The organism is Myxococcus sp. AM009, assembly GCF_013372605.1.
Lineage (GTDB): Bacteria > Myxococcota > Myxococcia > Myxococcales > Myxococcaceae > Myxococcus > Myxococcus vastator.
Genome location: NZ_JABXEP010000035.1, coordinates 42072 through 58418 on the forward strand (window position 1 = coordinate 42072; position 16347 = coordinate 58418).

Sequence of the window (16347 nt, forward strand, 5' to 3'; positions counted from 1 at the left end):
TCACAGCTGCTGGGGAGTGCCCTCGCTCGGAGTGGCGGGGCCAGGGCGCGTCGTGCACAGAAGGGAAGTCGGATGAGTCGGCTGCTGCAGGTTCTGGCGATGGGGCTCTGGGTCGCCGCATGTTCTCAGGAGTCACGCCCCCCCGAGGAGACCGCCGCCAAGGTCATGCGCGCGGCGCTCGAGACTGGCGACCTGGCGCCCGCCGACCTCTGTTCGGCCGTGGCGACGGAAGAGCACTCCGCGGCTTGGGTGGCGGGCCCCATCGACTCATCAGGCGCCCCGAGCGTGGTGTCCTTCACGGCGCGGGCTGGCGAATGGGGACTGCTCGCGCTCCAGCATGGGGACGGCCAGGGGCAGGGCGCTCCGGGAAGCGCCGAGGTGCTGGTGGACGGCCAGCGTGTCGTCAGTGCCAGCAGCGGCGAGGGCCGAAAGGCTGTCGCTGTATGGCTGGGGACGACCAATCAACTGGAGCTGCGCGCCACGGGGGGGAGCACCGCCCGGGCATCCGTGGCCCAGCTGTCGCAGCTTCCATGCGCGGTGCTCGACCTGACAGTCGAGCGAGGCCGCGGCATCCCAACGCGTGAGACGCGAAGCTTCCACGGGGCCGGCCCTGGCGCGCAAGGCGTGCTCGTCGTGGAGACGAAGGAGGGCGCAGCACTCGCGGGGCAGGTGATGTTGAACGGGCGCGTCGTCATACGTCTGCGACCGGAGGAGGGGCCCGGTCGTCCGCACGTCCTCGAAGTGCCGCTGCTGGCGGCGAACACGCTGAAAGTGGAGCTGACGGGAGGCAGGGGCTCCGGGGTTCGCGTCCGCGTGGTGGATGTCGACTCCGTGGCGCCGCAGCTCGAGCTGACGTCGCCTTTGGAAGGCGCCCTGGCGGCGAGTACGCCGCTTGAGGCCAGTGGCACCGCGGGGGCGGATGCGACGCGCGTCGAGGTCAATGGCGTGGCCGCGACGCTGACGTCGGGCACCTGGACCGCCGCGGTTCCCCTGCTCCCTGGGCAGAACGCGCTGGTCACGACGGCTCGGGATGCGTGCGGGAACATCCGCCGCACCTGTCGCTCTGTGACGCTCGATGACCAGAAGCCGGTGATTTCCATCAGCGGGGCTCAGGACGGCCAGTATCTCCGCGGTCCCGTGGTGTTGACGTTCGCCGTGGAGGAGGACCACCTGGACACGGTGACCGCCACCCTGGACGGTCAGCCGTTCGAGAGCGGAGGAAGTGTTTCCGCCGAAGGTCCGCATGTGCTCGTCGTGCGCGCCGTCGACCGGGCGGGCAACGTGGAGGAGGTCGAGCGCGCCTTCACGATTGACTCGGTGCCGCCGGCGCTGACGGTGCAAGCGCCTGCCGCGGGCCATGTGACCCAGGAAGCGCAGGTGGAACTGGTCGCCTCCGTTGTGGAAGCCCATGTCGTGGCCAGTGTGAAGGTCGGTGGCCAGGACCTGGTTCGCGGCGAGGATGGCCTGTGGCGGCGTATGTTGACGCTGACCGAAGGAGCGAACCGCTTCGTCGTCACCGCGCTGGACGCGGCGGGGAACTCGGGCGTCGTGTCCGTCACCGTTCTCAGGGACTCCACGCCGCCACAACTGGTGGTGACCAGCCCCTCCGCGGGTGCCCGCATCGGGGGCCAGTCCGTGAAGGTCCGTGGCACGGCGACGGACACGACGCCCGTGGTGCTGACCCTGAACGGTACGCCCGTCAGCGTGGCGGCGGACGGCGGTTTCGAGGTCGATTTCCCCCTGGTGCAGGGGAGCAACACGCTGGAGCTCCTGGTCACGGATGCCATCAACCTCTCCGATTCACGCACGCTCCAGGTGCGCGCGAACAGCGTCGCGCCGACGCTCACGGTGGCCGAGCCGTCGTCTGGCCTGCAGACCGAAGAGCCCACGGTGACGGTGCGGGGCACTGCCTCCGTCGCGGATTCCGAGGACAGCGTGACGGTGGTGGTCGGGAGCGCGCTGGCGGCGCTCACGGGGGATGGGGCGTTTGTCCGGACCGTGCAGTTGTCTCCGGGACAGCAGACGCTTCGCGTCGTGGCCATGGATGGCTATGGGCTTCGGACGGAGAGCACCATTGATGTCACGCGAGTCGTGCCCGAACCGGATGGGGGTACAGGAGACGCAGGGACGCCGCCCGATGCCGGGAGCGGCTCCGACGCAGGCGGTGAGCCGCCGGTGGACTCGGGGACGCCTGGCACAGACGCCGGCACCGGTTCTTCCGCGCCCGTGCTTCGTGTGGATATGCCCTCGCCCGACGCGGTGGTGGGAGGCGCCACCCTGGCCGTGGTGGGGCAGGTGGAAGGGGGCACGCTCCCACTTGACGTGAAGATCAATGGCGTCAGCGCGACGGTAACGGTGCGCAGCTTCAGCCAGTCACTCACGCTGCCAGAGGGGGAGCACTCGCTGAACCTCGTGGTGACCGACGCGGATGGTCGCACTGCGAGCACGGTTCGCGACGTCGAGGTGGACAGGACCGCCCCGTCGCTGGAGGTGACGCGCCCCGCCGCGAGCCCGCTCACCGTGAGCGAGTCGCCTTACCTGATTCAGGGAACCGTGGGCGACACCCACCTGGCGGGCGTCACCGTCCAAGGCGTGCCCGTGACGGTGCTGGGCGGAAGCTTCAGCATGCCCGTGACGCTGACCATGGGGCAGACCGTCGTGAGCGTGGCTGCCAGTGATCGGGCAGGCAACCAGACGCGGCGGGAGGTCGTGCTGAACGTGGAGAATGCCCCTCCGCGGGTGACCGTGCTCGAGCCGGTCAGCGGAAGCGAAGCCTCCGCCTCCATCGTCCGAGTCCGCGCCCGCGTGGTGGCGTTCGCGGCACTGAGCGAGGTCCGCGTTGGCACGGGCCTGGCCGCCGAGGAGTCCCCCGGAGTCTATGTCGCGGACGTTCCTCTGTCGCTCGGCGAAAACGTCCTGCCGGTGACCGCGACGGACGTGAAGGGGTTCACGGGGAGGAGCACCGTGACGGTGTTCTTCCGGGATCCGGCCACGGAGCCGCTGGTCGTCACGGGCGTTCAGCCGGAGACAGGCGCTCTCGACGTCAAGACGGACGCGCTCATCAGCGTGTCGTTCAACAAGGCAGCCACCCTCGAATCGGTTCGCGCCGGTTTCCGGGTACTTCACCGGGGGTCGCCGCTCCCGGGCGGCTATTCGCTTGCTCCAGGCGGCCAGACCGCGACGTTCATCGCACGCGCCCCGCTGCCCGAGAGCGAACTGCTCCAGGTCGAGGTGGAAGACCTGGCCGCGGAGATCGGGCCCGGGCAGGCGACGGACTTCCGGAGTGAACTCCGCGTGCGCCGGCCCCTCACGCGTGTGCGGGGCTTCGTGATGGACGACAGCTTCCAGCCGCTCCCTGGGACTCGCGTGGTGATGGAGAGCTCTGGGGAGTCCGTGCGCACGGGCGCCGACGGAAACTGGTCCCTCATCACCTCGGTGTCGGGGCCGCAGGTCCTGCGCTTCGAGGGCGGGACGACCCAGGAAGGGAGGCCTCTCCCCACGGTGCGAAGGCTGCTGACCCTCACCGCCGAAGAGGAGACAGTGGATGTCCCCATCGCGTTGACCGCCGTCGATACCGACAGCGCGGTTCGCGTGGACACCACCACGGCGCTGCACGTGGACTTCTCGCCGCGTCATGAGGGCCTGACTCTGGATGGGCCCATCAATGACGCCGCGGAGACGCTGCTGTTCGAAGATGGGAAGACACAGGGGACTCTGACGGCGACGCGTCTCGAGGTCGTCACGCTCCCGATGAAGCTGGAGAGCCATTCAACGCCCACCGCCATCTGGCAGATCGGGCCGGCGGGGCTCCGCGTCCAGAAGCCTCTGCTGCTGCAGTTCCCCAACGTCACGCAGATGGCTGCGGGCCGCTATGCCGTAGTGCTCGCACACGAGCCGCGCAACCACACGTTGGCGCGCATGGGGCTGGCTCGGGTGTCCTCGGACGGTGCGTTCATCCGGACGGAGACGCCGCTGGAGCTCCGGTCCGTGGAAGTCATCGGCTACATGGCGCTCACCGAGGCGCAGGATGACATCGTGAAGCGGGCCCTGGCGGACATGGGCGGGCAGGGGAGCTCCGCCAGCGACGGTGGCATTCAAGGGGCGCTGCCCCCTGGCCTGTTGCCATCGCGCCCACTTGGGCCCCTTTGGCGAGAGGCGCTCGACGCGCTCCTGGGCACGGCGCACGCGCAGTACATGTATGGCAACCACGTCTATTCCAGCCTGGATCAATCCATCCAGAACCAGGTGCCCGCGACGGTGGTCGGAGCGCTTCGTGCCCCGGAGGATCGGCAACTCGACGTGGCGCTCCTGAAGGCCACGCAGGAGCTCATCGCCGTTCCTCGCCAGGTGACCTTCCCGTACCACCTGCCCGTGTCGATGCAGGTGACGCGCATTTCCGCTGGCGCCAGGGGCGAGCGTTTCGATGCCTTCCTCTCCGCGAAGGTCGAAGGTGGCGCTGAGATTGCCCCCCCCGCGGGCGAGGTCTGGGCGGCAAGCAGCCAGAGTGAGGACCAGACGGAAATCACGCTGACGGGCAACGTCGATCTGACACGCGGCACCACGCTGATCACGTTCGGCGGGCAGATGGGGAGCGAGCGGAGGAGCTACACCCTTCGCGTCCAGGCGACCCTGGTGGAATCGGACGGCGGAACGGATTCCGATGGAGGTACGGAGGCGGATGGAGGCCCGAGGGCAGGCCTCTATCGCCTCGTCTTCACGAAGGATGAACAAGCCACCGCGGGCACGGTCGAGATGCATTCGGTCGTGCGCTTCCCGGGATTGCGCGTCACGGTCACGGGGCCTGGCCCGACGATGAGTGGCCTCACCGGCGATACAGGCGAATACGGCATTCCCGTCACGGTACCCGCCGGCAGCTCGATGGGCATCGCCTGCGCCGATGTGCCGCTTGGTTCCCGGCCCATGATCGGACGGGACACCGTCACGGGCGCGCCGGTCGTTCACTCCATGGTGACGGCCAGCTATCCGACGTGCTCGGCGACGTTCAACGTCTCTTCGGGCATGCAGACCCGCGCGGACCTGCTGGTTGACGCGCGACTGCTTCACGGAGCGCTGCACTTCGTCGACCGTGAAGGCCGTCCGCTGCGCCATGACTGCGAGGCCAACGCGTCCAGCGAGTACAGCCCGGATGCGGGTGCCTACGTTTCAATTGCCAGTGAGGACATTGCCCAGACGGAAGTTCATTTCTTCCGCGGGGAGGACCTGACCCGCCCCATCGCCCAGTTCACCGTGGGCGTGGCCGATGCGGAGTGCGCGCCAACGCCGCAAGGACAGCACGACCCGCAAGGTCACTATGCGCGCGTTCGCATGGGCCCCACGACGCCCTTCAAGCGCGTCATTCGCGACCGATGCCGGGAGCTCAATCCCGCCATCGTCCAGGATCCGAGCGCTCCGGCTCCCAGCAACCTGAGCGCCGCGGATCGCGCGTTCTACGAAACAGAGTGTCGGGACAACCACTCCAACTTCCTCCGGTTGGCAGCGGGAGAGCCGCTGGTGGTCGTCGCGGTCAACCATGCGACGGGCCACACCGGGATGACGCGGCTGCCCGTTCCGCCCATCTCCAAGAAGGAGCTGGATGCGGAAGGCCGCTGTGCGCAGGACGACGAGCTCGGGCCTTTGCAGGTCGTGGAGTTCGGGAAGACCGTGCAGCTCTCTCGGTGCTCGGTGGCACAGCTTGGGATTGACGCTCCGGTGTTCTTGTTCCCTCCGGAGATCGACGTCCGGATCTGGCGAAGCGCCGAGGCCGGTGGCCTCCGCCAGGACCAGCCACCGACGCTCATCCGGCATGGCGGCGCGGCCACGACCCGTGACACCTACGTGCACCTGGACACCCATTGGCGTGTCCGGACGATGGCCCCCGTTGAGTGGCGTAGCGATGACGGAGGTGTGCGCACGTCGCCGGTGGATGCGGGGCTACCGCCCGACCGGGTCAATGGTGGCGTATCCCCATGCGGACCTTCTGCCGGGCTGGATGGAGGCTCAAACCCGAACTGCACCCCGAATGTCGTGCGGGACGTTGGCCTCTCGGGAGTGCTGCTCGAAACCTGCTCGGAGTATGGGCCAGGTGCGGCTTCCTCCGCGACCAAGCAGGCTGCATGCCTTCGGAGCCAGGACCTCCAGGACGTGCCCGCTGGCGTCCCGCCCCTCGCGGGCCGGGTGGTTCGCGTCACGAACTCCGCCGTGGAGCAACCCGAGGTGACCCAGTTCGGGGTGGTTCCAGGCCGAGGCTCCGCCGCGCTCCAGGCGGCGATGCGCATCCTCGGAGCTGGCGGTCAGCAGATGACCGTGGGTAGCTTGCCTCGCGCCAACTACTACCTCCACGTCGTTGGGCATGAGGTGTTCCCGCGTGACCTCGACGGCGACGGGGTTCTGGCTCCCAACGAGCGAAATAGCAGCCCGCCTGACTTTACAGAGCCCACAGGACCGCACCTGCCTGGAATGCCCCAGCACGCGCTTGGGCTGAAGAACGTCTACTCCAGCCTTGATCCAGATGGGTTCCGCGTTCTGCGCTACGACCGGGACCGGGAGCATGAGTTCCGCGTCCTGGACCTCACCAATCCCCAGGTCGTTGCTCAAGGCGGGGCGAGCCAGCGCCCCGTCATGGGCGATTCGCCCGAGGCGAACGTAGACGACCTTTCGTATCGGTTTCTCGCGACGCTCCTGGAGCCCGACGCCCCCGGGCGCGCAGGAACGCTTTCGGGTGACTACGTGGTTCGCTTTGGCAGCGACCAGTATGGCGTGGAGTGCGACATCAGCTTGGACAACGGTGCGTTGGTCGGCTCGTGCGACAACGAGTTCATCGACGACGTCCTCGCTGCGAATGACATCCTGTACATGGAGCTGTACCTCAGCGGAAACGCCGAGAACGTCCTCTATCGGTTCAACTTGATGGGGGTGGCTCCTCGCGTCGACCTGTTGAAGGCGGGTAGCGCCTTCACGGCGCAACGCTCCGTGGAAGTCGATGACGAAGGTCAGGCGGTGCTTGACCGGCCCGTTTCGACGCCTGCCGTTGCCCGGTTTGCGCTCGACCCGGGTGTCATTCACCGGGGGCGTTTGAAAGTCTGCACGTCTGAAAACTGCGCCGCGGACAGCCTGCTCAAGCAAGCGGACGTAGCGCTGCTTGGCGACGGCGCCTACCAGATTCAAGGCGAAACAGGGACGGCGCAGCAGAAGCTCGAACAGCTTGACGAGCTGGGGCTCAACGCGGCCCGGTTCTTCCATCTCCCCATCCCCGCGCATCTGGTCGCCATGCCAGGTGCACCCGATCCCGGGGCACGATTCTACCTGATCCAGGAGATTGAGCTTCCCGAGCCTCGCCGGCTCGTCCAGCGGCTGGGGCGGCCTCGAGGCAGTTTTGAGGGGGCCAATGCCCGAGCTCCGGGGCAAGCGACCATTCAGGGCATCAACGTGGCCGACGGGCACCTCTCTTTCGAGCACGAGGACTTCTCCGTCCCGCAAATGGCCGAGGTGGTCCGCTTCGCGCGCACCTACAACAACCAGAGCAGTCGGGTGGGGCCCTCGGGAGTGGGGTGGACGCACAGCTACGAGGGCTATGTCCAAGAGGAGAAGATTGGACGTTATACCGTCGTACTCGCGGGACAGGCGTATGACGTTCCGTTGTGCGGTGCCATTGACGAAGAGGCAGCCACCGCGGCGGATTGCGCCACCGACCGTTCACATGGCTTGGACGTGAAGCTGGTGAAGCGAGGTGACCTGAACGTCGTGGAGGTGAAGACCCCTGATGGGTTTGTCTACGAGTTTGGAACGTTGGCGCGTGGCTCCTCCCCGAAGACGCGGCGACGCTGGCTGCTCGACAGGTTCCATGACGGTCGGGGTCGAGTGGGCGACGAGGGGTGGACGAAGCTGACCTACCGCGCGGAGGACACGCTCCTGGATACCGTGGAGCGTTCGCCCGGCAAGCTGCGCCTCGAGTTCGACTACGATGCGATTGACGTTGCGAATCCCGCCATCGCCTACCGGCTGCGAAACCTGTCGCGAAACCAAGGGTTCAAGCTGCTGAAGTCGGTAGAACTGGTCCTTGTCGCTGACCAGAATGTCTTGCACAGCCTGGATTTCGGGTACGACACACGCGGAAACCTGACTCGCGTCACGAGGACGTCCACTCCGCTTCCCAGCGCAACGCCGGGGACGAGCTCGAATGCAACGCAGTCGTGGGAGTATACGTACCTTCCACTCCCTGCCGGACTGTCTGGGCACAAGCTGTGGCTCGCTTCAAATGAACTCAAGACGGCAAAGTACCTTTTGAGCCCGCCAATGGGGGGCGACCGCAAAATCCAGTGGCAAGCGACGTACGGCCGTGAAGCAGCGCAAGGCACCTATGCGCATGTGGATTTGCACGAAGTCGTGACATCGGTCCATGGGACGGGGATGCCCAGCCCGGGCTGGCGCATCGTGGCGCCTGATTCCTCGATGCGAAAGATCCACCGGCCGGATGGTGTCGAAGTCACACTCCAGCTCAATGCCTATGGGAACACGAACGCAGTGCGCGTCCCTGATTTGGGGCCCAGCACGATGGCATGGGGCAGTGATGCTCGGGGCGGCCCTGTGCAGATGGACGTCTCGGTGTCTCCCTCCGGGCGGAGCATCCGGAACGACCACAACAGCCGGATGCAGCTCGATCGCAAGCTGCTCGAACAGTCGCCTCCGAACAGCATCCCAGTGCCAGGTGTAGGCAGCTCGACCGAACTTTGGTCCGTCCAATCCCGGCACGAGGTCACTGGACGCGTAACGAGCATGTCTGTGCTCAAGGGTGGCACTCAACAAGCCGCTGTAGCCACGCCACTGTCGGAGGCGGGTGATCCGATGGGCGTCACCATCAGTGATACGCCCTTTGGGATCGCTTTCACTGCGTCCCAGTTCCCTGACCCAGACGGCGTTGTCGTCGAAGGAACGGACTCGGCGGGGAACACGGTGACCTACTCGGGGCACGACACCCAGCCGCTTGGACTCCCCACGCTCGTGACCGTGACGCACCCTGCTCACGGTACCGAGACGCCTACTGGGGGATTGCTCCAGTACACCGTCGCCTACACCTACGACGGACTGGGTAACCGGATCTCAGAGTTCAATGAGACCACCGGGGCCCAGGTGGATGTGGTCTATGACGCGGTCGGGCGAGCGCTTACGCGAACCGTTCCAGGGCAGCCGCCTCAGGAGTGGAGTTACGCCTACGAGCTTGGTGACGATGAACTGACCGTCACGGAGTCGCTTCCCCTTGGACATTGGGGCCGTACACAGATTCGGAAGACAGTGACCCAGGAAGGGCTCAAGCGCGAAGAAACCGTTCGCTACGGGCGGGACAACCAGCCGGCGACGGTTCACTACACGGGATACGTGGGGACCCAGTTACGCTCGTTCCGGGACGAACGCGGGAAGCTCCATGAGCTCGTCTATGACTCAGCAGGACGGTTGACCGGAGAGAAGGTCGAAACGGTCTCTGCCTATACCTACTCGCTCGATGAAGACGGCAAGGTTGTTGAGAAAACCGATAGCAACGGGCTGCGGACGCGTATCGGTTACGACGCACTGGGGCGCGCGGTCCGTTGGGAGTATGAGTCGAAGCTCAATGACCCTGGCTGTTCAGGCTATTGCTCATTCTCTGATGTCGAAACAGTCGTCTTGAACGCATCAGGCGCCGTAGTCGAGCGGACATTTGGCTCACTCAAGGACGGGTCCATCCCAAGGCCCCATATTCTTGAGTCGACCGTGGACGCGCTTGGCCGCGAACGAAGGGTTGCCAGCCATGCGGACAGCCATGGCGGCATCAATTCACAAACGGAGTACGACGCGGCGGGGAGGGTAACGCTCCGGGAAGACCACGAGACAGGCCTCCGAGACACGTATGAATATGCCGACGTCATGGGACGAATGACGCGGCACGAGCGTACAGTTCAGTCCGTTCATGGAACAAGAACCCTGGTTGAGACGCGCGCCTACAGCGACTCGTCCGCGGGGACGACGACGCTTGTCGTGACCAGGAACCTGAACGGCAGGGACGAGGATTCGAATAGGCAGGAGGTCAGGACGTACACTCTCGACACGCTCGGACGTGTTCGAACAATGCAGGAGACCGTGGACGGGCAACTGGCCGTTCATTCCTGGAGCCATGACACGCTCGGTAGGCAGGTCAAGTACATCGATCCGTCGACGTTCAGCCGAGAGTCAACGTGGGAGTATGACGCGGCTGGCAACCTCCTGAAGGCCAGTGTCCCCTCCACTGGCACGGTTGAGTTTTACCATGACGAGCAAGGCCGTATTCGCAGGCAAGTCGGGCCGCAGAGCAACGCTGAGTTGCAGATGTACTATGACGCGCTGGGGCGGCTGGAGCGTCGCACCCAAGCGTTGGCCCCAAGCAGCCCCGCTGGCGCGCTGGCTGAGTGGAACTATGAGTACCTCGGTGGTGGACTAGAGAGGGAGCGTGCCCCTCATGACACCATCGTCACCCAAACTCGAAACGCCCGCGGGCTGGTGGAAGAGGAGCTTTGGGCGCAAGGGGATTACGAGCCGCGTACTGTTCGTACGTGGTACGACGGAACCTGGGTAAAGCGACACGAATCAGCGGAAGGCCAGTCCCTGTTTGAGGTGTCTCGGGAAGGGGCAAGTGGCGTTGATGACCGTGGCCGCACACGGAATGAAGTTGAAGCGTGGTCTTCACAGGGTCGCGAATACCGGTACGAGACGAGTACACAGTGGCTCCCCCGACAGTCTACTGTCGTTGATTCGTGGGTTTGGGGAACGACGAATCTAGGAGGCAGGACTGTAACAACACAGTTTGACAGCCTCGGTAACGCTGTTCAGCGCACCCAGGGCGGCGGCACGGACCAATGGGACTTCTATGCCGACGGGAAATCAATGTGGGAGGTCCCCTTCGGCTTTGATGCCAATGTTGCCGCACGAACGTGGACGTACGAGGCAAGCGGGCGGGTCAAGGACAAGCTCTTTGGCCCAGAACTCACCTCATACACCTACTATGCGGATGGCCTGCCCAAGTCCGTTACGACTCCAGATCAGCGTGTCCGGATGCTGGCCTTCAATGCCCGAGGGCTGCTGGAAACAGAGAAATATGGGCGTGACGACGACTTTCGGAGCACCCGTTATGCCGCACACGACAATGCCGGAAATGTCACCCAGGTCTGGCACGCAGCCGACTCGCAATCCGAAACAAGCATATGGGACTATAGTCATGGGCCAAACGGAGAATTGCTCCAGGTTTCAAATGCTGACATAGGCTCGTTCGAGTACACCTATGACGCCTTCGGGCGCCTCGCAGGCATCCAGCCTCCGGCTGGATCCGTCACGCCTTCTTCATCCTTCAAGTATGACTCACTCGGACGTGAGCGGTCGCGAACTCGCGGAACGTCTACTTGGAGCACCTTTTGGCTGAACGGGAATGCTGAAGTACTGAATCCGCTGGGAGAGCGATTCGAACGGTTTTTCGATGGGCGCGGCCGAACTGTTCGCGAAATATTCAAGCCAGGTCCTCCTCAAAGCACCGCTTCAGGATCACTGCGAACATTTAAAGATATCGAATCAGTTGATTATTTTTTTAATGGCCTTGATCAGTTGCGCCAGATAACTGAGCGCCGCGGCAGTAACTCAGTCGTACGCAAGCTAGACTACGACTTGCGCGACCGCCTCTGGACAGATGGCGACAGCGCAAGCTCGGTTGTCTATGAGTATCACGACAGCGGCGCACTGAAATCACTTCAATCCCACGCGGGAACCACGCGATATACAGTTGACGCCCTCCAGCGCCTGAATTCGGTAGTCTTGGCTGATGGGCGGACTCTTGATGTTGACTGGGAGATTGGCGGCGAGCGCCTATTGTCCCTGGGGAACTCAGAATCCAAGCAATCATACTGCTATGACGCTCGCGGCAGAGTCAAATCAGTGACGCACGCACCTCTTCCAGAGAACTGCATCAGCCCAATAGCTTCGCCGCAACTCCGCTTCAGCTATGAGTACGACGAGCGCGACAATAGACTGTCTGAAATTGCAGTCAGACAAGGGACCGTCAATGTCGAGACGACGCAATACGGGTACGATGCTGCTGACCGCTTGACAGGGGTGCGCTACCCAGACGGACAAGCCATTGTCTATAGTCTGTCGAGCGATGGTTCGAGACTTGCGGAGAAGACTGACTCTGCATATACAGGCCCCCTTGGGAAAGGGGCGTTCGATGCGGCAACTCAGCCACAGAATCACCTAACATATCACTACGACGCCTCTGATTCGCCCGGCTCTTTACGTGAGATTCGGAGAAAAGCCTTAGGTCCACTGCCTGGCGATGGACCTACGGACATCGTCGTTACGAGTTATTTTGCAAACCGCGCAGGACGCGTGGTGCGCGAAGTGAAAGGAGCGCTCTCTCGCTGGATGTATTTTGATGCGGCTGGCAGACTTGTTGAAATGGATTTGACGGATGGCGATTGGCAGCAAACGCTCACGTATTCATATGATTACGCAGGATTAAGGCGCTCTCGCTCAAGTGACGGCAACGTCACAAGATACTTATGGAGCGGAGGTGCGTTGATTGAGGAGCATCTGCCAGATATGGAGCCACTGCTATACCAGCGCGCGGCTGGCTTGGTGGTAGCTACCGGCAGCGATCGTATTTTGCACGATGGGCTCGGGAGCGCGGTAGGTAGACTTAAGTCCGACGGAGACCTCACCACTTCCCAATTCAACGCCTGGGGCGGGTACCGGAATGGTACGGGTCCGACGTTTGCGCAAGCCAGTATTGGCTACACGGGCCACGCATGGGACGCCGAGGCCGGGCTCACCTACGCCCAGCAGCGCTGGTATGATGCGGACACAGGGCGGTTCTTGTCTGAGGACCCCGTAGGGGCGGGGGCCTACCTTGGAATGCCCACGGGGATGCAGCCTTGGCTGTATGCCAATGGGAATCCGCTTAAATACACTGACCCGGATGGCCGAGAGCCAGACGGCCTGATAAATGACGCGTATCAGGCGATTTCGGACAACGCATTTAAGTGTGCAGAGGATGGCGCTGGGTCGCAAGCTTGCGAAGTGCATGATCTGACGGTGAATGGTGGTCTCATCGCGGCTTCGGGCCCCGTCGTAGGGGTGGCTCGTGCCGGAGCGCTCAGATTTGCTGCGTGGGCTGCCGCCAATCCCGAGAAGGCATATGCCATTGAAACGACAGTTGACATGGCAGGCCTTGGACTGAGCGTCGCACAATGCACACAGGGCGACATGGAGGCATGTAGAGATGTCGCTGAGATTGGGTCCGACAAGGCAGGCATAGGCCTCCAGGGCGAAAAGGCCCTACTAAAGGGCATAGGGCGAGCTGCCAAAGGAGCATGGAGCCGGGCAACTGCCTCTTTGGAACTGAGAGCTCGCACTACGCGATTGGGACTGGAGGCGGCGCAAGACCGTTGGATGTCTTACGCACGCATGGGCGAGTCCCACGGTCAGCCGCTAACGCTTACGCAAGGTCCGGAACTCCATCGCACGCTCCCGACACAAGCTCCGGATAGCAGTGCCAAACCGACAGGCCCTCGCGCCACAATCCGAACGGGCCGTGAGAACTCCCTATCCGACATTGCCGAGAACGAAAGCGCCGACGTACTTGCGCGCGAGGGATATCAGGTTGAGCAGCTTGCCCAGCCCTCGACATCACCGAGCGAAAGGCGGCCTGACTATAAGATCAACGGCTTCCACTGGGACAACTACGCGCCGCTTGGGGATAAGCCTAGGAACATGTGGAGCTGGATTGACGAGAGCAAGGTCAACCCAAAGGGCAAACAGCAACAGGCGAATCGAATTGTGCTAAATCTCAAAAACAGCAAAGCCTCCGTAGGGGCAGTAAGGAAGCAATTCAATGACTACCCAATGCCAAACCTCAAGGAGGTAATAGTGATCGATCGATCTGGAACTGTCCATCACGTTTATTCTGCTGGAAAAAGGTAGATACTCCCATGGCGCGATATGTGCTACTCGTTGGCGGTTCAGCAAGCCCACAGGAAGTGCTTGGCGTCGTAGCCAATGCACTCGGATGGGGGGCGCCCAATATCATTCAAAACAAGGGCGCCTGGGGCATTTCCGGGGAGTTGTTTGAGATTTGGGCAGCTCCGGCGAGCGACTTTGATCGTGAGTTGTCGCGCGAGGCAACTGGGATTGTCGCAAACACTGACGTCTCATTCTGGATTGGCAAGGGAGCCGACATGGCTAGAGTGTATAATGGGATGGCTGTCGCCTCGGTTGCCGTAGCGGATGTGTTCTCTTGTGGGGTTGCAATGATTGCAAATGGCGATACTGTTCTGCTTGTCGTTAATGAAGGAGAGTTGCGCGTCAACTCCTCTTCTGGATTTGTGCAGTATGGGGTACTGTCATCGTTTGGCCGCAAGCCTTCCATATGCACGCTTCCTTCCTTGTAGGGTAAGAGACCGCGCATAGAAATGGCCAGTTGGGCCGTCTGGCCACTGACCTGCTGAGCGGCGTTGAATGCGCGGTGCAACCGAGCACAACGCTGATTGAGAGGGTGCTGGCACAGCAGAGTGCGCTTGAAGGACGTTCCGTCGACGATGAAATCGAGCGGCGCACCGAGCCATCATCCCTCTGGCCAGTGCCCGCACCAGCCCTCCTGATGGGCCCGTTCAGCAGGCCGACAATCGGCCGCCGTGCCTGACACCTACAGGGTGCGCAGGGCGTACAGCCCCGTTAAACGACGTTGACAGCCCCCCCTGGACTGGCAGATTCCGCGCCCGCTGGCGGCTTACAACCGCCCGTTTTCCAAAAGGTTTCAGGTGTCCTGATGAGCGTTACCCAGGCCGACATCCTCGCTGCGATGTCGAAGGTGATGGATCCCGAGCTTCACATCGACCTCGTGAAGGCGGGAATGGTGAAGGACGTCCGCGTCTCCGGGGACACCGCGAAACTCAAGATCGAGCTCACCACGCCTGCCTGTCCCATGAAGGGGAAGATCCAGGCCGACGCCGAGGCCGCCCTCAAGGCCGTCCCCGGCCTCAAGTCCTTCGACATCGAGTGGGGCGCCCAGGTCCGCGCGGCTGGCGGAGGCATGCCCGCGGGCGCGCTCCTCCCCCAGGTGAAGAACATCATCCTCGTCGGCGCGGGGAAGGGCGGGGTGGGCAAGTCCACCGTCGCCGTCAACCTCGCCACCGCCCTGGCCCAGCACGGCGCCAAGGTGGGCCTGCTCGACGCGGACTTCTACGGCCCCTCCGTCCCCCTGATGACCGGCCTGGGCGACAAGCGCCCCGTCAGCCCGGACGGCAAGTCGCTCAACCCGCTGGAGGCCCACGGCCTCAAGGTCATGTCCATCGGCTTCCTCGTGGAGGCCGACCAGGCGCTCATCTGGCGCGGCCCCATGCTCCACGGCGCGCTGATGCAGCTCGTCCGGGACGTGAACTGGGGCGAGCTCGACTACCTCGTCCTCGACCTGCCCCCCGGCACCGGTGACGTCGCGCTCACGCTGTCCCAGTCCATCCGGGCCGCGGGCGCCGTGCTCGTCACCACGCCGCAGGACGTGGCGCTCGCGGACGTGGTCCGCGCCAAGCAGATGTTCGACAAGGTCCACATCCCCGTGCTGGGCATCGTGGAGAACATGAGCCAGTTCGTCTGCCCGAACTGCTCGCACACCACGCCCATCTTCAACCACGGCGGCGGTCGTAAGGCCGCGCAGATGTTCGGGATTCCATTCCTCGGCGAAATCCCGCTGGACCTGAAGGTGCGGGAGTCTGGAGACTCCGGCGTTCCGGTGGTCGTAAGCGCCAAGGACAGCCCGGAGGCGAAGGCCTTCCAGGACGTCGCGCGGAACATCGCGGGGCGCGTCTCCGCCCAGAGCATCAAGAGCGTTCCGCTGCCGGTCATGCAGGCCCGCTAACTATCGAGGAGACTTCATGGCCCCGGCCGGCAACGACGACTTCCCGCCCGATCCGCTGCTCGACGACGACGAACGGCAGGACCGCTCCAGTGGCTCCAACGGGCCCGCGGGCTTCGTTCCGGAGTTCGTCCGCCGCATGGCCGTGGCCGGCCTGGGTGCCCTCTTCATGACCGAGGAGGGCATCCGCAACCTCGCGGGCCAGCTCAAGCTCCCCAAGGAGGCCCTGGGCTTCATCCTCGGCCAGGCCGAGAAGACCAAGGACGAGGTGACGCGCGCCGTCACCGAGGAGCTCCGCCGCTTCCTCCAGTCCGAGAAGCTCCGCGACGAGTTCCTCAAGCTCATGTCCGGCATGACGGTGGAGATCAAGGCGCAGATCCGCCTGGTGCCTCCCGAGAAGGAGGAGCAGCCCTCCGATCCGGAGGCCCCCGCCGAGCCCCCCTCCAAGC

4 protein-coding genes are annotated in these 16347 nt (G+C 63.9%); all 4 read left to right on the forward strand.

What is annotated here, in order from left to right:
- Positions 1-72: 72 nt before the first annotated feature.
- Positions 73-13971 (forward strand): RHS repeat-associated core domain-containing protein, encoded by a 13899-nt coding sequence (locus HV824_RS11650; protein ID WP_176423293.1) that lies wholly within the window; start codon positions 73-75, stop codon positions 13969-13971.
- Between the two features lie 8 nt (positions 13972-13979).
- Complete coding sequence (locus HV824_RS11655; protein WP_176423294.1) at positions 13980-14438, forward strand: SitI3 family protein; 459 nt, start codon at positions 13980-13982, stop codon at positions 14436-14438.
- Positions 14439-14815: 377 nt separating this feature from the next.
- The gene (gene apbC, locus HV824_RS11660; RefSeq protein ID WP_176421407.1) at positions 14816-15901 is read left to right on the forward strand and encodes an iron-sulfur cluster carrier protein ApbC; all 1086 of its coding nucleotides are present in this window, start codon (positions 14816-14818) and stop codon (positions 15899-15901) included.
- 16 nt (positions 15902-15917) lie between these two features.
- The coding region (locus HV824_RS11665) for a hypothetical protein (protein WP_176423295.1) at positions 15918-16347 on the forward strand (430 nt) is incomplete at its 3' end.

Coding starts and splice junctions, on each gene's coding strand:
- apbC (WP_176421407.1), top strand. CDS start 14,816: ATGAGCGTTACCCAGGCCGACATCCTCGCTGCGATGTCGAAGGTGATG.
- HV824_RS11650 (WP_176423293.1), top strand. CDS start 73: ATGAGTCGGCTGCTGCAGGTTCTGGCGATGGGGCTCTGGGTCGCCGCA.
- HV824_RS11655 (WP_176423294.1), top strand. CDS start 13,980: ATGGCGCGATATGTGCTACTCGTTGGCGGTTCAGCAAGCCCACAGGAA.